Source organism: Microbacterium sp. UBA3486 (assembly GCF_002377845.1).
Classification (GTDB): Bacteria; Actinomycetota; Actinomycetes; order Actinomycetales; family Microbacteriaceae; genus Microbacterium; species Microbacterium maritypicum_A.
The window spans coordinates 21,949-42,993 of the sequence record NZ_DFQP01000036.1; the positions used below are offsets into that span (position 1 = coordinate 21,949).

A 21,045-nucleotide genomic window follows, 5' to 3' on the forward strand; every position below is an offset into this window, starting at 1 on the left:
AGAGAAGATGCCTCGCAGTCTTAAGAAGGGCCCCTTCGTCGACGATCACCTGCTTCGCAAGGTGGTCGTGCAGAACGAAGCCGGCACCAAGAACGTCATCAAGACCTGGTCCCGTCGGTCCATGATCATCCCGGCCATGCTGGGTCACACGATCGCGGTCCACGACGGACGCAAGCACATCCCTGTGTTCGTGTCCGAGACCATGGTCGGTCACAAGTTGGGCGAGTTCGCGCCCACCCGCACCTTCCGCGGCCACGAGAAGGACGACAAGAAGGGGCGGCGCCGCTAATGGTCGAATCGATCGCACGCGTGCGACACATCCGCGTGACCCCTCAGAAGGCTCGTCGTGTCGTCGCGCTCATCAAGGGCAAGCAGGCACAGGAAGCTCTCGCGATCCTCAAGTTCGCACAGCAGAGCGCCAGCGAACCGATCTACAAGCTTGTCGCGTCGGCCATGGCCAACGCGCAGGTGAAGGCGGATCGCGACGGCGAGTTCCTCGACGAGCAGGACCTGTACGTGGCCAACGCGTACGTCGACGAGGGCACCACGCTCAAGCGTTTCCAGCCCCGTGCTCAGGGTCGCGCTTTCCAGATCAAGAAGCGCACGAGCCACATCACGGTCGTGCTCTCGACGCCTGAGGCAGCTCCGGCCGCCACGGGCGACAGCAACAAGAAGGCGAGCAAGTAATGGGACAGAAGGTAAACCCGTACGGCTTCCGTCTCGGCATCACGACGGACCACGTCTCGCGTTGGTTCTCTGACTCGACGAAGCCGGGTCAGCGCTACGCCGACTACGTCGCCGAAGACATCAAGATCCGTAACCTGCTCAAGACGCAGCTCGACCGCGCCGGTGTCTCGAACATCGAGATCGAGCGCACCCGTGACCGCGTCCGCGTCGACATCCACACCGCCCGTCCGGGCATCGTGATCGGTCGTCGTGGGGCCGAGGCCGAGCGCATCCGTGGCGACCTCGAGAAGCTCTCGGGCAAGCAGATCCAGCTGAACATCCTCGAGGTCAAGAACCCCGAGGCCGACGCTCAGCTGGTCGCACAGGGCATCGCCGAGCAGCTCTCTGCTCGTGTGGCGTTCCGTCGTGCGATGCGCAAGGGTCTGCAGGGCGCGCAGCGCGCCGGCGCCAAGGGCATCCGCATCCAGGTCTCCGGCCGCCTCGGCGGCGCCGAGATGAGCCGTTCGGAGTTCTACCGCGAGGGTCGTGTGCCGCTGCACACGCTGCGCGCGAACATCGACTACGGCTTCTACGAGGCGAAGACCACCTTCGGCCGCATCGGCGTGAAGGTCTGGATCTACAAGGGCGACCTGACCGCGAAGGAGCTCGCTCGCGAGCAGGCCAACGCACCCAAGGCTCGTCGTGACGACCGTGGTGGCGACCGCCGCCGTGCCCCGCGCAACGAGGCACCTGTCGCAGAAGGAGCGTCGGCATAATGCTCATCCCCCGTAAGGTCAAGTTCCGCAAGCAGCACCACCCGGGTCGCTCGGGTCAGGCCACCGGCGGCACGAAGGTCTCCTTCGGCGAGTACGGTATCCAGGCCCTCACGCCCGCTTACGTGACGAACCGTCAGATCGAGTCCGCTCGTATCGCGATGACCCGTCACATCAAGCGTGGTGGAAAGGTGTGGATCAACATCTACCCCGACCGTCCGCTCACGAAGAAGCCTGCCGAAACCCGCATGGGTTCCGGTAAGGGTTCCCCCGAGTGGTGGGTCGCCAACGTCAAGCCGGGCCGTGTCCTCTTCGAGGTCGCGGGTGTCGACGAGGAGCTCGCACGCGAAGCTCTGACCCGTGCAATTCACAAGCTGCCGCTCAAGGCACGCATCATCAAGCGCGAGGAGGGCGACGCGTAATGGCGATCGGCACCAAGGAGCTCGCCCCGGCAGAGCTCGACACATTCGAAGACCAGCGCCTCGTCGAGGAGCTGCGCAAGGCCAAGGAGGAGCTGTTCAACCTCCGTTTCCAGTCGGCCACCGGCCAGCTGGAGAGCCACGGCCGCATCCGCGCCGTCAAGCGCGACATCGCGCGCCTCTACACCGTGATCCGCGAACGCGAGCTGGGCATCCGTGCGACGCCTGCTCCGGTCGAGGCTCCGGCCAAGAAGGCGACCAAGTCGAAGGCGAAGAAGGCGGACTCCGCCGACGACGCCGTGAAGGAAGAGGCTGAGTGATGGCCACCAAGAAGGAAGCGACTGTGGAGACGCAGGCCGCAGGACACGAGTCGTCCGAGCACGACGTCCGCGACTCCGCTGCCCGCGGTTACCGCAAGGCACGTCGCGGCTACGTCGTCAGCGACAAGATGGACAAGACCATCGTGGTCGAGGTCGAGGACCGCGTGAAGCACCCGCTTTACGGCAAGGTCATCCGCCGCACCTCGAAGGTCAAGGCGCACGATGAGGCGAACTCCGCCGGCATCGGCGACCTGGTCCTGATCAACGAGACCCGCCCGCTGAGCGCCACGAAGCGCTGGCGCCTGGTGGAGATTCTGGAGAAGGCCAAGTGATCCAGCAGGAATCCCGACTCAAGGTCGCCGACAACACCGGCGCCAAGGAGCTGCTCACCATCCGTGTTCTCGGTGGCTCGAAGCGCCGTTACGCGGGACTCGGCGACACCATCGTCGCGACCGTCAAGGACGCGATCCCCGGTGGCAACGTCAAGAAGGGCGATGTCGTCAAGGCGGTCATCGTCCGCACCAAGAAGGAGGTCCGTCGTCCGGACGGCTCCTACATCAAGTTCGACGAGAACGCCGCAGTGATCCTGAAGAACGACGGGGAGCCCCGCGGCACCCGTATCTTCGGGCCGGTCGGTCGTGAGCTTCGCGACAAGAAGTTCATGAAGATCGTCTCGCTGGCGCCGGAGGTCATCTAATCATGGCGAAGATCAAGAAGGGTGACCTGGTTCAGGTCATCACCGGTGCCACGCAGGAGCGTGGCGGCGACCGCGGCAAGCAGGGCAAGGTCCTCGACGTCCTTTCCGACAAGAACCGCGTCATCGTCGAAGGCGTGAACTACGTCACCAAGCACACCCGCGTCGGCCAGACGCAGCGTGGCACCAAGACCGGAGGCATCGAGACCGTCGAAGCCTCCATCCACATCTCGAACGTCGCACTCGTCGACCCTTCGACCAAGAAGCCGACCAAGGTCGGCCACCGGGTCGAGGAGCAGACCAAGGACGGCGTCAAGCGCACCGTCCGCGTGCGCTACGCGAAGAAGAGCGGTAAGGACCTCTGATGAGCACCGACACTGCCGCGCCGGCTGGCAAGATCCAGCCGCGCCTGAAGCAGAAGTACAACACCGAGATCAAGAAGGCGATGCAGGACGAGTTCGGTTACGCGAACGTCATGCAGATCCCCGGACTGGTCAAGGTCGTCGTGAACACCGGTGTCGGCGAGGCAGCTCGCGACAGCAAGGTGATCGATGGAGCGGTCGACGATCTCACCAAGATCACCGGCCAGAAGCCGATCGTCACGAAGGCTCGCAAGTCCATCGCGCAGTTCAAGCTGCGCGAGGGGCAGGCCATCGGCGCGCACGTCACCCTCCGCGGTGACCGCGCGTGGGAGTTCGTGGATCGCCTCGTCTCGCTCGCACTGCCCCGTATCCGCGACTTCCGCGGTCTCTCGGGCAAGCAGTTCGACGGCAACGGCAACTACACCTTCGGTCTCCAGGAGCAGAGCGTGTTCCACGAGATCGATCAGGACAAGATCGACCGGGTTCGCGGTTTCGACATCACCGTCGTCACCACCGCGAAGACGGATGAAGAGGGCCGGGCACTGCTCCGTCACCTCGGCTTCCCGTTCCGCTCGGAAGACGCACAGGCGTAACACCCTCGACGGGCTCAGTGGTCTCATGTCACTGAGCCCGTCGATGTGCACGTACAATTGAAAATTGCGTGTCATCGCAGGCCGTCTGTCGTGTAACGGCAGCCGGAACCTCATGAACAAAGGAAATCAACAATGACAATGACAGACCCGGTCGCAGATCTGCTGACCCGTCTGCGCAACGCGAACTCGGCGCACCACGATTCCGTGACCCTGCCGTCGAGCAAGCTCAAGACGCACATCGCTCAGATCCTCCAGCAGGAGGGCTACATCGCCGGCTGGGAGACCTCTGACGCCCGCGTCGGACAGAACCTCACGCTGACGCTGAAGTACGGTCCCAACCGTGAGCGCTCCATCGCTGGCATCAAGCGCGTCTCGAAGCCCGGTCTCCGCGTCTACGCGAAGTCGACCGAGCTTCCCACGGTCCTCGGCGGCCTTGGCGTGGCGATCCTGTCCACCTCCTCCGGTCTTCTCACCGACCGTCAGGCAGAGCAGAAGGGCGTGGGCGGAGAAGTTCTCGCCTACGTGTGGTAATTCGAAATGTCGCGTATTGGACGACTTCCCATCGACGTTCCCGCGGGCGTGACCGTTTCGGTCGACGGCCGCGAGGTCGCGGTGAAGGGCCCCAAGGGTGAACTCACCCTCACGGTGGCCAGCCCCATCGAGGTCGCGGTCGAGGAGAACCAGGTTCTGGTCTCCCGTCCCGACGACGAGCGCGAGTCGCGGTCGCTTCACGGCCTGACCCGCACGCTCATCAACAACAACATCATCGGCGTGACCCAGGGCTACACCAAGGGTCTCGAGGTCGTCGGCACCGGTTACCGCGTGCAGCAGAAGGGCAGCTCGGTCGAGTTCGCCCTCGGCTTCTCGCACCCGGTCCTGATCGACCCGCCCGCCGGCATCACGCTCACGGTCGAGGGCACCACCAAGCTCACCGTCAGCGGGATCGACAAGCAGGCTGTCGGCGAGGCAGCTGCCAACATCCGCAAGATCCGCAAGCCCGAGCCGTACAAGGGCAAGGGTGTGCGCTACGCCGGCGAGAACGTGCGTCGCAAGGCCGGAAAGAGTGGTAAGTAACCATGGCTCTCAAGTCAAAGTCTGACGCCCGCGCGCGTCGTCACGCCCGCCTTCGCAAGAAGGTCGTCGGCACCGAGGCGCGTCCGCGTCTCGTCGTCAACCGCTCGGCCCGCCACGTCTTCGTGCAGCTGGTCGACGACAGCAAGGGTCACACCGTGGCGTCGGCTTCGACGCTCGAGACCGACCTGCGCTCGCTCGAGGGTGACAAGACCGCCAAGGCCCGCAAGGTCGGCGAGCTTCTCGCCGAGCGTGCGAAGGCTGCCGGCGTTTCCGAGGCAGTGTTCGACCGTGGCGGCAACCGCTACGCCGGTCGTGTCGCCGCCATCGCCGACGGCGCCCGCGAGGGGGGTCTGGCACTGTGAGTGACAACAAGGAGAACGAAGTGACCGAAGCGGCTGCTGCCACTTCCGAGACGGCTGCCGGCACCACGCAGGCTGAGCCGGCTCGCGATTCGCGTGATGGCCGCCGCGGCGGTCGTGACCGCAACCAGGGTGGCGGCCGTGACCGCAACTCCCGTGACCGTGGCGACAACCAGTTCCTGGAGCGCGTCGTCACCATCAACCGCGTCTCGAAGGTCGTGAAGGGTGGTCGTCGCTTCAGCTTCACCGCCCTCGTGGTCGTCGGTGACGGCAACGGTCTGGTCGGCGTCGGCTACGGCAAGGCCCGCGAGGTCCCTCTGGCGATCTCGAAGGGTGTCGAAGAGGCCAAGCGCAACTTCTTCCGCGTTCCGCGCGTCGGCAGCACCATCCCGCACCCCGTGCAGGGTGAGGCGGCCGCTGGTGTGGTCCTGCTCCGTCCGGCCGCTGCCGGTACCGGTGTCATCGCCGGTGGTCCGGTCCGCGCCGTGCTCGAGTGCGCCGGTATCCACGACGTGCTGTCGAAGTCGCTCGGCTCGTCGAACACGATCAACATCGTGCACGCGACGGTCACCGCCCTGAAGCAGCTCGAGGAGCCTCGTGCGGTCGCCGCGCGTCGTGGCCTCGAGTTCGACCAGGTCGCCCCTGCGCGCCTCGTGCGCGCCGAGGCCGAGGCCATCGCCGCACAGAAGGTAGGTGCCTGATGGCCGCGCGACTGAAGGTCACGCAGATCAAGTCCAAGGTGAGCGAGAAGCAGAACCAGCGTGACACGCTGCGCAGCCTCGGTCTGAAGCGGATCGGTGACACCACCGTCCGCCCCGACGACGCGCAGACGCGCGGTTACGTCAAGACCGTCGCCCACCTCGTCAAGGTTGAGGAGATCGACTAATGGCTGAGAAGAACGAGGCCGTCGAGGCTGAGAAGGCCACGAAGAAGGCTGCAGCTCCCAAGGCTGCCGCCGAGAAGAAGCCGGCCGCGAAGAAGGCTCCGGCCAAGACCGCTGCCGCCGACGCCAAGGCTGAGGGCGCTGCCAAGAAGCCGGCCGCCAAGAAGGCCGCGCCGAAGAAGGATGCTCCGGCGTCCCGCCCCGGCGTGCTGAAGGTGCACCACCTGCGTCCCGTCCCCGGATCCAACACCGCCAAGACTCGCGTCGGCCGTGGTGAGGGCTCCAAGGGTAAGACCGCTGGTCGTGGAACCAAGGGCACCAAGGCGCGCAACACCGTTCGCGTCGGCTTCGAGGGTGGGCAGATGCCGCTGCACATGCGCACCCCGAAGCTGCGCGGGTTCAAGAACCCGTTCCGCGTGGAGTACCAGGTCGTGAACCTGGAGAAGCTCGCGGAGCTGTACCCGAAGGGTGGCGATGTCACCATCGGCGACCTGGTCGCCAAGGGTGCCGTTCGCAAGAACGAGAAGGTCAAGGTTCTCGGAAACGGCGACATCGCCGTGAAGCTCACCGTTTCGGTCGACAAGGTCTCGGGTTCTGCCGAGCAGAAGATCGTCGCGGCTGGCGGATCCGTCAAGTAACCGCTTAGCAAGAGGGGTCGGAGATTCTCCGGCCCCTCTTGTGGTTTCACACTCCGAGACCTCGCTCTGGGGCCGCATCCGGCGGGCCTGGTATCGGTGGCGAATTCCGGGAAGCCCGGTTTGCGTTACCCTGGTCTTTCAGCCGTCCTTCGGGAATCGGCAACCTTTTCAGGAGGAACGTCCTTGTTTAGCGCCATCGCGCGGATCTTCCGCACCCCCGACCTGCGTCGGAAGATCGGTTTCACACTCGCCATCGTTGCGATCTACCGGCTCGGCTCCAACGTCCCGGCGCCGTTCGTGAACTTCCCGAACGTCGAAGAGTGTCTTGCCGCCAACGCGGGCACCGATGGGCTGCTCGGACTGGTCAACCTCTTCTCCGGCGGCGCGCTGCTGCAGCTGTCGATCTTCGCGCTCGGCGTCATGCCGTACATCACCGCGACGATCATCACGCAGCTCCTGCGCGTGGTCATCCCGCACTTCGAGGCGCTCCACAAGGAAGGACAGGCCGGCCAGGCCCGTCTGACCCAGTACACGCGTTACCTCACGATCGCCCTCGCGCTGCTCCAGTCGACGACTCTCGTCACGGTGGCCCGCAGCGGCCAGCTCTTCGGCACGACCGATCTCGCGGCCTGCCAGCAGCTGCTGACGAACGACGTGTGGTGGGCGCAGTTGCTCATCATCATGGCGATGACGGCCGGTACCGGCCTGATCATGTGGTTCGCCGAGCTCGTCACCGAGCGCGGTATCGGCAACGGCATGTCGCTGCTCATCTTCACCTCGATCGCCGCCACGTTCCCCGGTGCCATGGGTCTCATCTGGCAGACCAAGGGCTTCGAGGTCTTCCTGCTGGTGCTGCTGGTCGGGATCATCGTGATGGGGCTCGTCGTGTTCGTCGAGCAATCCCAGCGACGCATCCCGGTGCAGTACGCCAAGCGCATGGTGGGTCGACGCACCTACGGCGGCACGAACACCTACATCCCGATCAAGGTGAACATGGCGGGCGTGATCCCCGTGATCTTCGCCTCGTCGCTCCTGTACATCCCGGCACTCATCGCGCAGTTCAACACCCCGCAGGACGGATCGACTCCGGCCGCCTGGGTGACCTGGATCACGACGAACTTCACGTCGGGCAACAGCCCGGTGTACATGGCCGCGTACTTCCTGCTGATCATCGGGTTCACGTACTTCTACGTGGCGATCACGTTCAACCCGGTCGAGGTCGCGGACAACATGAAGAAGTACGGCGGGTTCATCCCCGGCATCCGCGCGGGCCGCCCGACGGCCGAGTACCTCGACTACGTGCTCACCCGCATCACGCTCCCCGGCTCCCTGTACCTCGGTCTGATCGCGCTCATCCCGCTCATCGCTCTGGCCACCGTCGGCGCCAACCAGAACTTCCCGTTCGGCGGCGCCTCGATCCTCATCATCGTCGGTGTGGGTCTCGAGACGGTCAAGCAGATCGACGCGCAGCTGCAGCAGCGACACTATGAAGGGCTCCTCCGATGACAGCATCCGCACGTCTTCTCATCGTCGGCCCGCAGGGCTCCGGCAAGGGCACGCAGGGCGTGCGCATCGCCGAGTCCTACGGCATCCCGGTCGTCTCGACCGGCGACATCTTCCGGGCGAACATCAAGGAGGGGACGCCCCTCGGGCAGCAGGTCACGGCGATCCTCGACAAGGGCGACCTCGTTCCGGACGAGCTGACGAGCGAGATCGTGCGCGACCGCCTGTCACAGGACGATGCCGCTCACGGCTTCCTGCTCGACGGCTACCCGCGCAACACCGCGCAGGTCGCCCACCTCGAGTCGTTCCTCGCCGAACGGGGACAGGCGCTCGACGCCGTCATCCTCCTCGACGTGCCGCGCGAGGAGAGTCTGGAGCGTCTGACACTCCGTGCGACCGAGCAGGGGCGCTCCGACGACACCCCGGAGGCCATCGGCCACCGCCTCGACATCTACGAGCGCGAGACCGCCCCGATCCTCGAGGTCTACGGGGCCAAGGGCATCGTCGACCGTATCGACGGCGTCGGCTCCCTCGACGAGATCACCGAGCGTATCGCCGAGGCCCTGGCCGCGCGCGGTCTGCGTCTCGCGGCCTCCGCCTCCTGAGATGTTCCGCCGGTCGATCTACAAGACCCCGGCTCAGCTGCGGGCGATGGTGGAGCCCGGGCTGATCACGGCAGCGGCACTGGACGCCGTCCGCCCCCTGATCAAGGCCGGCGTCACCACCCTCGAACTCGACACCGTGGCGAACCGCACGATCCTCGCCCGCGGCGCCGAGTCGAATTTCCAGCTGGTGCGCGGCTACCACCACACGACCTGCATCTCGGTGAACGAGCAGGTCGTCCACGGGATCCCGGGGGAGCGGGTGCTCCAGCCGGGTGACATCGTGTCGGTCGACTGCGGTGCGCAGTTCCGCGGGTGGAACGGCGACAGCGCGATCACGGTCGTCGTGCCCGACCCGGAGCGCCCGGAGCTCGTCGCCCAGCGCGAAGAGCTCTCCCGCGTGACCGAGGGGTCGATGTGGGCGGGAATCGCCGCCATGGCGTCCGTGTCGTCGATCGACGAGATCGGTGCGGCCATCCAGGACTACATCGAGGCTCAGGGGCCCTCAGCGGTCTCCGGCGAGCCCTACGGCATCCTGCGCGAGTACGTGGGTCACGGCATCGGTCGCAAGATGCACGAGGCCCCCAGTGTCTTCAACTACCGCACGCCCGACCGGGGTGAAGACGTGAAGCCCGGTCTGGTGCTCGCGATCGAGCCGATGGTCACCGCCGGCGGGGAGGCGACCTTCATCGAGGAGGACGACTGGACCGTCACGACGGTCGACGGTACGGACGGCTCCCATTGGGAACATAGCGTCGCCCTGCATGATGGGGGTATCTGGGTGCTGACTGCGCCCGATGGTGGAAGAGCCGGACTCGCCCCGTTCGGGGTCGAGCCTCGAGAGATCGGAAAGTAATGGCAGCGGCGAAGAGCAACACCAACTGGTTCGCGATCGGCGTCTCCATCGCCGTGGTCGTGGTGCTGGTGGCGATCGGTGGCCTCGTGGTGTTCCTCAACAACCAGGCGACCTCGCCCGGCGCGGCGCCGAAGGCCAACGACACCTTCAACTCCGAGACCGGTGCGGTGTCGTTCGGCGACGGTGAAGACACCATCGCGGTGTTCGTCGACTTCCAGTGCCCGGTCTGCAAGACCTTCGAGGACCAGTTCGGTGCTCAGCTCGAAGCCGCGGCTGCCGACGGCCGCATCACGCTCGAGTACCACCCGATCGCGATCCTCGACCGCTTCTCGCAGGGCACCGAGTACTCCTCGCGGTCGGCAGGTGCCGCGTTCTGCGTCGCCGAGTCGAACCCCGACCTGTACCTCGACTTCGCCAAGACGCTCTTCGAGAACCAGCCCGAGGAGAACTCGACAGGTCTGACGAACGACCAGCTGGCCGGCTTCGCGACACAGGTCGGTGCGGACGACGCGGTCTCGTGCATCACCGACGAGACGTACCGCAAGTTCGGTGCGGCGCAGGCGAAGTCCCACGAGATCGCCGGCACGCCGACGGTGGACATCAACGGCACGCGCCTCAACCTGCAGGACCAGGCCGACCTGAAGAAGTTCACCGACCTGATCAGCTGAACCGGCGGCTTCCCGGCCCTGGCCGTCAAGTTGCCGGATGGCTCCGGAGCGTCTAACATAGATCTTTGGTGCTTTGTGCCTTGATTCGGCGTGTCCGGCGGCGCAGCACCACAAACCAATCACCCACCGCAGATCGACCGATCTGCAGAAGCGTCAGCGAGGCTATGGCTAAGAAAGACGGTGTCATCGAGATCGAGGGCGTGATCTCCGAGGCTCTGCCCAACGCGATGTTCCGCGTTGAGCTCAGCAACGGACACAAGGTCCTTGCAACGATCTCCGGCAAGATGCGGCAGAACTACATCCGTATCATCCCCGAGGACCGTGTGGTCGTGGAGCTCAGCCCCTACGACCTGACCCGCGGCCGTATCGTCTACCGCTACCGCTGATCGGTCGAGAAGTAACGGCCTGCCCCTGCCCGGGGCGGTACGAAGACAGCGAACAGGAAACATCATGAAGGTCAACCCCAGCGTCAAGCCCATCTGCGATCACTGCAAGGTGATCCGCCGTCACGGCCGCGTCATGGTGATCTGCAAGAGCAACCCGCGTCACAAGCAGCGCCAGGGCTGAGTCCCTGGCGGGCCCGCCGGTCTGATCGACGGGCCCGCGCTGCGCGGCATCGCTCACGCACATCTCACAACTGAAAACACAACGGCAGGATCAGAACTCGCGGAAGCGGGGGACACCTCGGGGCGGAGGCCCGGGCACCGATCCTGTTCCACACCTCCACAACACCCAGGAGAACCGCATGGCACGTCTTGCCGGCGTTGACATCCCGCGCGACAAGCGCGTGGTGATCGCCCTTACCTACATCTACGGCGTCGGCCGTACCCGCTCGGTCGAGATCCTCAAGGCGACGGACATCGACGAGAGCATCCGCGTGAAGGACCTCAGCGACGACCAGCTGATCGCCCTCCGCGACCACATCGAAGGCAACTACAAGGTGGAGGGTGACCTGCGCCGCGAGGTTGCAGCAGACATCCGCCGCAAGGTCGAGATCGGCTCCTACGAGGGCATCCGCCACCGTCGTGGTCTCCCGGTCCGTGGTCAGCGCACCAAGACCAACGCCCGTACCCGCAAGGGCCCGAAGCGCACCGTCGCAGGCAAGAAGAAGGCCCGCTAAGCGCGGCCCCAGGGACTAGGAGAACACTTTCATGGCTGCACCCAAGGCCGCCGCGCGCAAGCCGCGCCGCAAGGAAAAGAAGAACATCGCGCTGGGCCAGGCCCACATCAAGTCGACGTTCAACAACACGATCGTCTCGATCACCGACCCGTCCGGCGCCGTCATCGCCTGGGCATCGTCGGGTGGCGTGGGCTTCAAGGGCTCCCGCAAGTCGACCCCGTACGCCGCAGGCATGGCCGCCGAGTCGGCTGCCCGCCAGGCTGCGGAGCACGGCGTCAAGAAGGTCGACGTCCTCGTGAAGGGTCCGGGCTCCGGCCGCGAGACCGCGATCCGCTCGCTGCAGGCCGCCGGCCTCGAGGTGGGTTCGATCCAGGACGTCACCCCGCAGGCGCACAACGGCTGCCGTCCGCCGAAGCGTCGCCGCGTCTGATTCGCGTGTCGAGCCGCTCGGTCCCTTCGTGGTCTGAGCGGCTCGACGCCCGCGTGCGGGCATCGACTTCCACAACTCAAAACCTCACCCCACCACATGTCATATAGCGGGCATGTGATCGAAAGGAACACAGAGTGCTTATTGCACAGCGTCCCACACTGACCGAGGAAAAGATCGTCGAGAACCGTAGCCGGTTCATCATCGAGCCTCTGGAGCCCGGCTTCGGTTACACGATCGGCAACGCGCTGCGTCGCAGCCTGCTGTCGTCGATCCCCGGTGCTGCTGTCACCAGCGTTCGCATCGACGGCGTGCTGCACGAGTTCAGCACCATCCCCGGCGTGAAGGAGGATGTCACCGAGATCATCCTCAACATCAAGCAGCTCGTCGTCTCGTCGGAGCGCGATGAGCCCATCACCGCGTACCTGCGCAAGACCGGTGCGGGCGAAGTCACCGCCGCTGACATCTCGGCTCCGGCCGGTGTCGAGGTGCAGAACCCCGAGCTCGTCATCGCGACGCTGAACGACACCGCGAAGTTCGAGCTCGAGCTCACCATCGAGCGTGGCCGTGGCTACGTCTCGGCGACGCAGAACCGCAACGAGTACGCCGAGGCCGGTCAGATCCCGATCGACTCGATCTACTCGCCGGTCCTCAAGGTCAGCTACCGCGTCGACGCGACCCGTGCCGGGGAGCGCACCGACTTCGACAAGCTCGTCCTCGACGTCGAGACCAAGTCGGCCATCAGCCCCCGCGACGCCGTCGCTTCGGCTGCGAAGACGCTCACCGAGCTGTTCGGTCTCGCCCGCGAGCTGAACGTCGAGGCCGAGGGCATCGAGATCGGCCCGGCGCCGGTGGAGGCAGTGAACTCCAGCGAGCTGTCGATGCCGATCGAGGACCTCGACCTGTCGGTCCGCTCGTACAACTGCCTGAAGCGTGAGGGCATCAACACCGTTTCTGAGCTCGTCGCCCTGTCGGAGACGCAGCTCATGAACATCCGCAATTTCGGCCAGAAGTCGGTCGACGAGGTGCGCGACAAGCTCATCTCGCTCGGTCTGTCGCTCAAGGATTCGGTGCCCGGTTTCGACGGCGCCCACTTCTACGGCGGCAGCGAAGACGAGTCCTTCTGATACCCGACCTTTCTGACCAGGAGTTAGACGATTATGCCCAAGCCCACTAAGGGTCCCCGCCTCGGAGGCGGCCCCGCACACGAGCGCCTGATGCTTGCCAACCTCGCGGCGGCGCTCTACACCCACAAGTCGATCAAGACGACCGAGACCAAGGCCAAGCGCCTTCGTCCGCTCGCCGAGCGTCTGATCACCTTCGCCAAGCGTGGCGACCTGCACGCGCGTCGTCGCGTGCTGTCGGTCATCGGTGACAAGGAAGTCGTGCACGTCCTGTTCTCCGAGATCGCGCCGCTTGTCGCTGACCGTGAGGGCGGCTACACCCGCATCACGAAGGTCGGCAACCGCAAGGGCGACAACGCGCCTATGGCCGTGATCGAGCTCGTCCTCGAGCCCGTCACCCCGAAGGCGAAGTCGACCAAGAAGGCTGCTGCTCCGAAGGCCGAGAAGGCCGAGAAGCCGGGTGAGGTCGTCGAGGAGGCTCCCGCTGAGGAGGCTCCCGCCGACGAGACCGTCGAGGCCGGCGCCGAGTCGCAGGCCGAGGGCGAAGCAGCCGAGGCTGCCGCCGAGGACGCTGTCGAGAAGAAGTCCGAGTAAGCACTTCGCTCACGAAGAAGCCCGCCACCCCGAAAGGGATGGCGGGCTTCTTCGTGTACCCGGTGACGTCGTCAGCGGGTACGCAGATCCTTGCGCAGGATCTTCCCCGAGCTCGACTTGGGGATCACATCGATGAACTCCACCTGGCGTACCTTCTCGTGCGGCGCGACATGCGAGGCGACGTGGGCCATGACCGCCTCGGCATCGAGTTCGGCTTCCGGCTGGCGTACGACGAAGGCCTTGGGCACCTCCTGGCCGTCCTCATCGAGTGCGCCGATCACGGCGGCATCCGCGATGGAGGGATGCTCGAGCAGCACGGCTTCCAGCACGGCCGGAGCCACCTGGTAGCCCTTGTACTTGATGAGCTCCTTGAGTCGGTCGACGATACGGTAGATGCCCTCATCGGTGACGGTGGCGACATCACCGGTGTGCAGCCAGCCGTCGGCATCGAGCATCTCTGCCGTGGCGTCCGGGCGGTTGAGGTAGCCGACCATGACCTGCGGTCCCCGCACCCACAGTTCGCCGGGCTCGCTCGCGCCCTCTGCCGGCACTGTGACGTCTTCGCCCGAATCGGGATCGACGAGCCGTGCTTCGGTGTTCGGCACGAGGGGCCCGATGGTCGAGCGGTCGATGTCGGTGCGTGCCTCGGAGATGAGGTTGACCGCGGGGCTGGTCTCGGTCATGCCGTACCCCTGGGTCACGATGCACCCCAAGCGGTTGGCCACCGCCGAGGCCAGGGCGCCGTCGAGAGGAGCGGCGCCGGAGAAGATCACCTTCACGGCGGAGAGGTCGTACTGGTCGACGATCGGATGCTTCGCGAGCGCGACCGCGATCGGGGGAGCGACGAACACCCAGGTGGTGCGGTGCTCGGCGATGATGCGCAGGAACTCGGGGAGGTCGAACTTCGGCATCGTGACGAGCCCGGCCCGTTGACGCAGCGCGAAGTTCAGCAGTACCGTCATGCCGTAGATGTGGAAGAAGGGCAGGACGGCGAGCACCCGGTCACTGGCATCGACGCCGAGGACCGGACGGCACTGCGACACGTTGGCCACCAGGTTGCGGTGCGTGAGCATGACGCCCTTCGGGCGGCCGGTCGTTCCCGAGGAGTAGGGGAGGACGGCGAGATGGGTCGCCGGGTCGAATGTCACGTGCGGTGCGGGGTGCCCTTCGCCGAGGAGCGCGGGGAGGGACGGGTGGCCCTCGGCGCCGTCGAGAACGATCACGTGGTCGGCGTCGAACCCGAGCTTGTCCGCGGCGGCCTGTGCGCCGGGAAGCAGAGGGGAGACCGTCACGAGCCAGGTCGCTCCGGCGTCGGTGAGCTGGTTCGCGATCTCGTCGGCGGTGTAGAGGGAGTTGATGGTGGTGGCCGTCGCCCCCGCGCGGAGGATGCCGTGGAAAACGGTGGCGAAGGCCGGGATGTTCGGACAGAGGACGCCGACAGTGGTGCCCACCCCGACTCCGCGTGCCGCGAGGGCGCCGGCGAAAAGGTCGATCTGTCCGACGAGCTGCCGGTAGGTGGTGGTCGCCCCGCTCATCCCGTCGACGAGGGCGATGGTGTCGAGTTCGGCTTCGGAGAGATCGCCGAACAGGAACTCGTGGATGGAGACCTCGGGGATCTCCACATCGGGATAGGTACTGCGAACCATGAGATCTCCTTCGATCCGGGCAGGCTGACGACGACGTCGAATGCGATCCAGTGTCGCACACAATGGCACTGCGTCCCAGGGGTGACGGGCCTCAGACGGCGTCGTTCGACCGGTAGCGGGTACTCGGGCGGCCCTTGGTCGAGTAGTCGAGCGTGCGGGTCGCTCGGCCGGAGCCGGCGAGATGCTCGAGGTAGCGGCGGGCGCTGACGCGCGAGATCTCGAGGTCGTCGCCGATCTCGGTCGCCGAAGCGTCGGGGCGCGCGGCGAGAGCTGAGCAGACACGATCGAGCGTCTCGGCGCTCAGTCCCTTGGGGAGCCCGAGTCGCTGTCGGAACGCGATGATCGCATCCGCGGCCTCGACCCGTCGCACCACGTCGTGCAACTCGGTGTGATCGCGCAACAACAGCGTCGCTCCGATGCCTTCGCCGTCTGCCTCGCTTCCGGTGCTGCGGGCGACGAGCACGTGCGCCCCGACGATCACCGGCCGGCCGGCGGACTCGCCCTGCCGGAGCACCGTGGCGAGCTCTGTGCCCAGGACCTCGGCGGCGGGTTCGCCGTCGAGATCGGCGGCATCCCTGTCGAGGAATCGGGCGGCGGCGTCGTTGACGAGCGTGATCCGCCCGGTGCCGTCGACCGTGATGACCCCTTCGCTCAGACCGTGCAGCGTGGTCTCCTGGTTCTTCACGAGAGCGGCGATCTGGTGGGGTTCGAGACGGTAGATGCGCCGCCGGATGATGGAGGTCACCCACGCCGAGCCGAACACCCCGAGAACAGCAGCCGCCAGCATCGCCGAGATCAGCCAGACGAGATTGGCCGAGAACTCCTCGTTGAGCTCCGACTCGAGAATCCCGACGGATGCGGTGCCGATAACGTCGCCCTCATCGTCACGGATGGGCACCTTGACCCGCCACGACGTGCCGAGCGTGCCGGTCTGCGTGCCGACGTAGATCTCGCCGGCGAGAGGGATCGACGGGTCGGTGGAGACCTTCTCGCCGATGCGCTCCGGATTCGGGTGCGAGTAGCGGATGCCGTCTTCGTTGGCGACGACGACGTAGGCGAGATCGGAGGCCTCGCGGATGACCTCGGCGATCGGCTGGATGGCTGCGGAGGGCTCGGCATCGTCGAACGCCGCGTGCACCGTCGGGAGCGCGGCGATCGACTGGGCCACGGCCTGCATCCGGTCCTTGTACGCCTCGCGGAGAGCCTGCTCCTGGAACGCGCCGGCCACGATGCCGGTCGCCAGGGTCACCAGGAACACGATCAGCGCCTGCAGCACGAGCAACTGCACGCGGAGCGTCATCTTCGAGGCCACCTGCTCATTCTGGCCCTTCGGCGAGTGCGGTGCGAGCGGGCGGGAGAGACGCTCGTGACCAATAGTTCCGAAACTCCGACCAATGGTTTCCGAAGCTGGAGCAGGCGCAGCTCCCGCTCCAGGGTGGAGCCACAGCACCACGAACGCTCAAGGAGGAGCGCACATGAAGAACGCACGCATCGCAACCCTGGCCGGGCTGGCCGCGGTCGCAGCCCTCACACTCACCTCGTGCGCGGGAGGCAGCGCAGCGACCGACGACGGTGGAGGGGAAGCAGAGACCGCCACCGTCACCGACGTCTCGATCGTGGTCCCGGCGGATCCCGGTGGGGGATGGGATCAGACGGGCCGGGCGCTGTCGCAGGTGCTCACGCAGGACGACCTCGTGGCCTCCGCCCCGGTGACCAACGTGGGCGGTGCCGGTGGCACGGTCGGCCTCGCCCAGCTCGCCAACGAGAAGGACCCGAACACGCTGATGGTGATGGGCCTGGTCATGGTCGGAGCGGTCGAGACCAACGCCTCGGCCGTGCGGATCGAGGACACCACACCGATCGCCCGGCTCACCGACGAACCGCTCGTCGTGGTGGTGCCGGCCGACTCGAAGTACGACACGCTCGAAGACCTCGTCGAAGACGTCGTCGACAACGGCCAGGCGGTCACGATCACCGGCGGCTCGGCGGGCGGCGCCGACCACATCCTCGCCGGTCTCATGCTCGAGGAAGCAGGACTCGACGGGGCCGAGATCGCCGAGAAGCTGAACTACACGCCGAACTCCGGCGGCGGCGAGGCCGTTCCGCTGCTGATCGGCGGCAAGGTCGCCGCGGGCATCTCGGGCGTCGGCGAGTTCGCGCAGCACATCGAGAGCGGCGCGCTCAAGGCTCTGGCTGTCTCGAGCGATCAGCCGGTGTCGCAGCTCCCGGATGTCCCGACCATCACCGAGGAGGGGTACGACGTGGTCCTGACCAACTGGCGCGGCGTGATCGCCCCCGGTGGCATCTCCGACGGCGAGAAGGACGAGCTGGTGCGCGTGATCACCGAGCTGCACGAATCCGAGGCGTGGACGGAGCAGCTGGAGACCAAGGGATGGACCGACGCGTTCCTGGTCGGCGCGGAGTTCGATGACTTCCTCACCGGGAACATCGAAGAGGTCACGGCGACGCTGAAGAACATCGGTCTGGTGCAGTGACATGACGGTCCCCGCCTCATCGGGGACCGAGGAGCAGGGGGTGCGGGTCGACCACGATGGTCGACCCGCACGCCGCTCTCCCTCCGTCCCCCTCGGCGAGCTCGTGTTCGCCGGAATCATGGTCGCGCTCGGCGTCTTCGCCGTCGTCGGCATCTTCCTGATCCACGTCCCCGTCGGGATGAAGGCCGGTCCGACGGTCTTCCCGATCTTCGTCTCGGTCATCCTGCTCGCCTCGGCCGTCGCCGTTCTCATCGGCGTGCTGCGCGGGGAGCGCGGCGGTGCGGAGGAGGCGGAGGACATCGATGAGAGCCTGCCGACCGACTGGGTCACCCTCGCCAAGCTGGCCGGTCTCGTCGTCGCGCACCTGCTCCTGATCGAGCCGCTGGGGTGGGCGCCGGCGGCCGCTCTGCTGTTCGGCGGGGTCGCGTGGTCGCTCGCCGCCAAGCGGTGGTGGATGGCGTTCCTGATCGGCATCGTGGTCGCGCTCGTGATCCAGGTCGTCTTCGGCGGTCTGCTCGGCCTGTCGCTGCCCTGGGGCCCTGCTCTCGGCTGGCTCGGAAGGATGTTCTGATGGACAGTTGGACCCTGCTCCTGGAGGGCTTCGCGACCGCGCTGCAGCCGCAGTACCTCGCCTTCGCCTTCCTCGGCGTCTTCGTCGGCACCGCGGTCGGTGTGCTCCCGGGCATCGGCCCCGCGATGACGGTGGCGCTGCTGCTTCCCCTCACCTACACGCTCGACCCCGCAGCGGCGTTGATCACGTTCGCGGGCATCTACTACGGCGGCATGTACGGCGGCTCGACGACGAGCATCCTCCTGAACACACCGGGGGAGTCGGCCTCGATAGTCACAGCGATCGAGGGCAACAAGATGGCCAGGATGGGGCGGGGCGCTGCCGCGCTCGCCACCGCCGCCATCGGGTCCTTCATCGCCGGCACCCTGGCGACGCTGGGCCTCACGCTGCTCGCACCGCTGCTCGCGCAGTTCGCCGTGAACCTCGGGCCCGCCGACTACGTGGCCCTCATCGTCATCGCGTTCATCACGGTCGGCGCGCTGATCGGCAGCTCGATCTGGCGCGGCATGCTCTCGCTCGGCGTCGGCCTGTTCCTCGGGCTGGTCGGCACCGATTGGCTCTCCGGCCAGCAGCGCTACACGCTGGGGCTCCCGGCGCTGTCCGACGGCGTCGACATCGTGCTGGTCGCCGTCGGCCTGTTCGCGGTCGGGGAGACGTTCTACATCGCCGCCCGGTTGCGGCACGGCGGGGTCGACGTGATCCCCGTGACTCGCGGGTGGCGCTCGTGGATGACGAGGTCCGACTGGCGGAGGTCCTGGAAGCCGTGGCTGCGCGGCACGGCGATCGGCTTCCCGATCGGCACGATCCCCGCCGGCGGCGCGGACGTCGCCACGTTCCTGTCGTATGCGACCGAGCGCAAGCTGTCGAAGCACCGCGACGAGTTCGGACGCGGTGCGATCGAGGGCGTCGCCGGTCCGGAGTCGGCGAACAACGCCGCGGCCGCCGGAGTGCTGGTGCCCCTGCTCACGCTGGGCCTGCCGACGACGGCGACTGCGGCGATCATCCTCACGGCGTTCCAGTCGTACGGCATTCAACCGGGACCGCTGCTGTTCGAGAGCCAGTCGAACCTGGTGTGGGCGCTCATCGCGAGCCTCTACATCGGCAACGTGATCCTGATCGTGCTCAACCTGCCGCTCGTGGGCATGTGGGTGAAGCTGCTGCAGATCCCGCGGCCGTATCTGTACGCGGGCATCCTTCTGTTCGCAGTGTTCGGGGCATACGCACTGCACAGTTCGCCGTCGGACATCGTGATCCTGCTGATCGTCGGCATCCTCGGCTACTTCATGCGCCGGTACGGCTATCCGGTCGCGCCGCTCGTGGTCGGCATGATCCTGGGGCCGATGGCCGAGGAGCAGCTGCGCAAGGCGCTGCAGCTGAGCCAGGGGGATCTGAGCACGCTCGTCATGCAGCCGTTCGCGGCGATCGCCTACGGGGTGCTCGCCCTGCTGATCGTCGGCGGACTCTGGTTGCGGCGTCGCCAGCGCCGGTACGAGCAGGCGCTGACCGCGTCGATCGCGGTGCCGATCAGGGCGGACTCCGAGGTCTGATCCGCGACGCGGGTTCGAGAGGGGAGGAGGCCGCGAGTAGGCTGATCCGGTGAGTGACGTACAGGCCCCCGCACGAGGGCCTCGCGCCTATGCGGCGTTCATCGGCATCGGCCTTCTCGCCGGCCTCCTCTCCGGACTCTTCGGCGTGGGCGGTGGCACGGTCATCGTTCCGCTTCTCGTGCTCCTGCTGCACTTCGATCAGCGCCTCGCGGCAGGGACATCCCTCGCGGCGATCGTGCCGACGGCGAGCGTCGGCGTCATCTCCTACGCCACGACCGGGTCTGTCGCCTGGATCCCCGCGATCATCCTCGCCGCCGGCGCCGTGGTGGGTGCGCAGATCGGCACACGGCTGCTGCCGCGCATCTCGCAGACCGCCCTGCGCTGGGGCTTCGTCGGCTTCCTGCTGGTCGTGATCGTGAGCCTCTTCCTGGTCATCCCCTCGCGCGATGCCGCGTTCGAACTGTCCTGGCTGACAGGTATCGCCCTCGTCGGCGTGGGCATCGGCACCGGCATCCTCGCCGGGCTCATCGGCGTCGGCGGCGGCGTGATCGTCGTGCCCGTGCTGATGCTGGCGTTCGGCACCAGCGACCTGGTCGCCAAGGGCACGTCGCTGCTCATGATGATCCCGACGGCGATCTCGGGCACCGTGGGAAACCTCCGCAACCGCAACGTCGATCTGCTCGCCGCGCTGCTCATCGGCGTCTCCGCCTGCACGACGACGGCGCTCGGGGCATGGTTGGCGACGATCGTCGATCCGACTCTCGGCAACATGCTGTTCGCGGCATATCTGGTCGTGATCGCGGTGCAGATGGCGATCAAGGCGGTCAGAGGGCGCAAGCGGGCCTGAGCGTATCCGGATGAAGGGATCTTCATCCACGGCTCATCTGCCCATCATGATCGACGGGCATCATGGGGTCATGTCCACTCCACGACGCCTTCTCGTCACCGGCGCCCTGATCGCGATCCCGGTCGCCTTCGCGGTCGGAAGCGTCGTGCTGGCGCAGATGCCGCCCTCGCCGCGGATCCCTACCGAACCCGTGTCGGTGCAGCTCGCGCCGCCGGTGCCGAGCGAGGCGCCTGCGCCCGCGCCTGCGCCGGCACCTGAGCCTGC

Annotated in this window: 31 protein-coding genes and 1 pseudogene; 30 read left to right on the plus strand and 2 right to left on the minus strand. The window is 66.5% G+C overall.

Annotated elements, in window-relative coordinates:
• Nucleotides 1–7: 7 nt before the first annotated feature.
• The 25 genes from rpsS (at nt 8) to rplQ (ending at nt 13,675) form a co-directional block, all read left to right on the plus strand.
• Nucleotides 8–289, plus strand: a complete 282-nt coding sequence (gene rpsS, locus B2869_RS04470) for a 30S ribosomal protein S19 (RefSeq protein ID WP_017829205.1) — start codon at nt 8–10, stop codon at nt 287–289.
• The gene (gene rplV, locus B2869_RS04475; RefSeq protein WP_021201121.1) at nt 289–687 is read left to right on the plus strand and encodes a 50S ribosomal protein L22; all 399 of its coding nucleotides are present in this window, start codon (nt 289–291) and stop codon (nt 685–687) included. The genes rpsS and rplV overlap by 1 nt, the downstream gene beginning before the upstream one ends.
• Nucleotides 687–1,442 carry a 30S ribosomal protein S3 gene (gene rpsC / locus B2869_RS04480; RefSeq protein WP_017201587.1) on the plus strand — a complete coding sequence of 252 codons (756 nt, stop codon included), beginning with the start codon at nt 687–689 and terminating at the stop codon, nt 1,440–1,442. The genes rplV and rpsC overlap by 1 nt, the downstream gene beginning before the upstream one ends.
• Nucleotides 1,442–1,861 carry a 50S ribosomal protein L16 gene (gene rplP, locus B2869_RS04485; RefSeq protein WP_017829203.1) on the plus strand — a complete coding sequence of 140 codons (420 nt, stop codon included), beginning with the start codon at nt 1,442–1,444 and terminating at the stop codon, nt 1,859–1,861. The genes rpsC and rplP overlap by 1 nt, the downstream gene beginning before the upstream one ends.
• On the plus strand, nt 1,861–2,178 hold the full coding sequence (gene rpmC, locus B2869_RS04490) for a 50S ribosomal protein L29 (RefSeq protein ID WP_017829202.1): 318 nt from the start codon (nt 1,861–1,863) through the stop codon (nt 2,176–2,178). Before rplP ends, rpmC begins: the two co-directional genes overlap by 1 nt.
• Nucleotides 2,178–2,510, plus strand: coding sequence for a 30S ribosomal protein S17 (rpsQ, locus tag B2869_RS04495; RefSeq protein WP_021201120.1), 333 nt, complete (start codon nt 2,178–2,180; stop codon nt 2,508–2,510). Before rpmC ends, rpsQ begins: the two co-directional genes overlap by 1 nt.
• The gene (gene rplN / locus B2869_RS04500) at nt 2,507–2,875 is read left to right on the plus strand and encodes a 50S ribosomal protein L14 (RefSeq protein WP_017201583.1); all 369 of its coding nucleotides are present in this window, start codon (nt 2,507–2,509) and stop codon (nt 2,873–2,875) included. Before rpsQ ends, rplN begins: the two co-directional genes overlap by 4 nt.
• A gap of 2 nt (nt 2,876–2,877) precedes the next feature.
• The gene (rplX, locus tag B2869_RS04505) at nt 2,878–3,237 is read left to right on the plus strand and encodes a 50S ribosomal protein L24 (RefSeq protein ID WP_021201119.1); all 360 of its coding nucleotides are present in this window, start codon (nt 2,878–2,880) and stop codon (nt 3,235–3,237) included.
• A complete protein-coding gene (gene rplE, locus B2869_RS04510) occupies nt 3,237–3,827 on the plus strand; it encodes a 50S ribosomal protein L5 (protein ID WP_021201118.1) in 591 nt (196 codons plus the stop codon). The genes rplX and rplE overlap by 1 nt, the downstream gene beginning before the upstream one ends.
• 132 nt (nt 3,828–3,959) lie before the next feature.
• Nucleotides 3,960–4,358 (plus strand): 30S ribosomal protein S8, encoded by a 399-nt coding sequence (gene rpsH, locus B2869_RS04515; protein WP_021201117.1) that lies wholly within the window; start codon nt 3,960–3,962, stop codon nt 4,356–4,358.
• Between the two features lie 6 nt (nt 4,359–4,364).
• On the plus strand, nt 4,365–4,901 hold the full coding sequence (gene rplF, locus B2869_RS04520; protein ID WP_017829197.1) for a 50S ribosomal protein L6: 537 nt from the start codon (nt 4,365–4,367) through the stop codon (nt 4,899–4,901).
• 2 nt (nt 4,902–4,903) lie between these two features.
• Nucleotides 4,904–5,263: a 50S ribosomal protein L18 gene (gene rplR / locus B2869_RS04525; protein WP_017201578.1), complete on the plus strand. Its 360-nt coding sequence runs from the start codon at nt 4,904–4,906 to the stop codon at nt 5,261–5,263.
• 20 nt (nt 5,264–5,283) lie between these two features.
• Entirely contained in the window at nt 5,284–5,961 is a 678-nt protein-coding gene (gene rpsE, locus B2869_RS04530) for a 30S ribosomal protein S5 (protein WP_017829196.1), read from the plus strand.
• Nucleotides 5,961–6,146 (plus strand): 50S ribosomal protein L30, encoded by a 186-nt coding sequence (gene rpmD / locus B2869_RS04535; protein ID WP_017201575.1) that lies wholly within the window; start codon nt 5,961–5,963, stop codon nt 6,144–6,146. The genes rpsE and rpmD overlap by 1 nt, the downstream gene beginning before the upstream one ends.
• Nucleotides 6,146–6,781, plus strand: coding sequence for a 50S ribosomal protein L15 (gene rplO, locus B2869_RS04540; protein WP_021201116.1), 636 nt, complete (start codon nt 6,146–6,148; stop codon nt 6,779–6,781). The genes rpmD and rplO overlap by 1 nt, the downstream gene beginning before the upstream one ends.
• 183 nt (nt 6,782–6,964) lie before the next feature.
• Nucleotides 6,965–8,287: a preprotein translocase subunit SecY gene (gene secY / locus B2869_RS04545; protein WP_292763250.1), complete on the plus strand. Its 1,323-nt coding sequence runs from the start codon at nt 6,965–6,967 to the stop codon at nt 8,285–8,287.
• Nucleotides 8,284–8,889 (plus strand): adenylate kinase, encoded by a 606-nt coding sequence (locus B2869_RS04550; protein ID WP_029267378.1) that lies wholly within the window; start codon nt 8,284–8,286, stop codon nt 8,887–8,889. The genes secY and B2869_RS04550 overlap by 4 nt, the downstream gene beginning before the upstream one ends.
• A 1-nt stretch (nt 8,890) precedes the next feature.
• Nucleotides 8,891–9,742: a type I methionyl aminopeptidase gene (gene map / locus B2869_RS04555; RefSeq protein ID WP_292763252.1), complete on the plus strand. Its 852-nt coding sequence runs from the start codon at nt 8,891–8,893 to the stop codon at nt 9,740–9,742.
• Nucleotides 9,742–10,410, plus strand: coding sequence for a DsbA family protein (locus B2869_RS04560; protein ID WP_021201112.1), 669 nt, complete (start codon nt 9,742–9,744; stop codon nt 10,408–10,410). Before map ends, B2869_RS04560 begins: the two co-directional genes overlap by 1 nt.
• Nucleotides 10,411–10,574: 164 nt before the next feature.
• Nucleotides 10,575–10,796 carry a translation initiation factor IF-1 gene (gene infA / locus B2869_RS04565; RefSeq protein ID WP_017201569.1) on the plus strand — a complete coding sequence of 74 codons (222 nt, stop codon included), beginning with the start codon at nt 10,575–10,577 and terminating at the stop codon, nt 10,794–10,796.
• Nucleotides 10,797–10,860: 64 nt separating this feature from the next.
• Nucleotides 10,861–10,977, plus strand: coding sequence for a 50S ribosomal protein L36 (rpmJ, locus tag B2869_RS04570; RefSeq protein WP_005050492.1), 117 nt, complete (start codon nt 10,861–10,863; stop codon nt 10,975–10,977).
• A 178-nt stretch (nt 10,978–11,155) separates the two neighbouring features.
• A complete protein-coding gene (rpsM, locus tag B2869_RS04575; protein ID WP_017201568.1) occupies nt 11,156–11,530 on the plus strand; it encodes a 30S ribosomal protein S13 in 375 nt (124 codons plus the stop codon).
• Between the two features lie 31 nt (nt 11,531–11,561).
• Complete coding sequence (rpsK, locus tag B2869_RS04580; protein ID WP_017829189.1) at nt 11,562–11,960, plus strand: 30S ribosomal protein S11; 399 nt, start codon at nt 11,562–11,564, stop codon at nt 11,958–11,960.
• A gap of 134 nt (nt 11,961–12,094) precedes the next feature.
• Nucleotides 12,095–13,084, plus strand: a complete 990-nt coding sequence (locus B2869_RS04585) for a DNA-directed RNA polymerase subunit alpha (protein ID WP_021201111.1) — start codon at nt 12,095–12,097, stop codon at nt 13,082–13,084.
• A 33-nt stretch (nt 13,085–13,117) separates the two neighbouring features.
• Complete coding sequence (gene rplQ / locus B2869_RS04590) at nt 13,118–13,675, plus strand: 50S ribosomal protein L17 (protein ID WP_292763257.1); 558 nt, start codon at nt 13,118–13,120, stop codon at nt 13,673–13,675.
• A gap of 71 nt (nt 13,676–13,746) precedes the next feature.
• Here the strand turns inward: rplQ and B2869_RS04595 are convergent, their stop codons facing one another.
• On the minus strand, nt 13,747–15,321 hold the full coding sequence (locus B2869_RS04595) for an AMP-binding protein (protein WP_292763259.1): 1,575 nt from the start codon (nt 15,319–15,321) through the stop codon (nt 13,747–13,749).
• A gap of 91 nt (nt 15,322–15,412) precedes the next feature.
• Nucleotides 15,413–16,633, minus strand: a complete 1,221-nt coding sequence (locus B2869_RS04600) for a PAS domain-containing protein (protein WP_292763261.1) — start codon at nt 16,631–16,633, stop codon at nt 15,413–15,415.
• A gap of 163 nt (nt 16,634–16,796) precedes the next feature.
• Here B2869_RS04600 and B2869_RS04605 point away from each other — a divergent pair, with 163 nt between their 5' ends.
• The 5 genes and pseudogenes from B2869_RS04605 to B2869_RS04625 form a co-directional block, all read left to right on the plus strand.
• Nucleotides 16,797–17,816 (plus strand): Bug family tripartite tricarboxylate transporter substrate binding protein, encoded by a 1,020-nt coding sequence (locus B2869_RS04605; protein WP_292763263.1) that lies wholly within the window; start codon nt 16,797–16,799, stop codon nt 17,814–17,816.
• Between the two features lies 1 nt (nt 17,817).
• A complete protein-coding gene (locus B2869_RS04610; protein WP_021201106.1) occupies nt 17,818–18,387 on the plus strand; it encodes a tripartite tricarboxylate transporter TctB family protein in 570 nt (189 codons plus the stop codon).
• On the plus strand, nt 18,387–19,934 hold the full coding sequence (locus B2869_RS04615; RefSeq protein WP_292763266.1) for a tripartite tricarboxylate transporter permease: 1,548 nt from the start codon (nt 18,387–18,389) through the stop codon (nt 19,932–19,934). Before B2869_RS04610 ends, B2869_RS04615 begins: the two co-directional genes overlap by 1 nt.
• 49 nt (nt 19,935–19,983) lie before the next feature.
• On the plus strand, nt 19,984–20,781 hold the full coding sequence (locus B2869_RS04620) for a sulfite exporter TauE/SafE family protein (protein ID WP_017829181.1): 798 nt from the start codon (nt 19,984–19,986) through the stop codon (nt 20,779–20,781).
• 70 nt (nt 20,782–20,851) lie between these two features.
• A pseudogene (locus tag B2869_RS04625) lies at nt 20,852–21,045 on the plus strand (class F sortase); the annotation flags it as partial.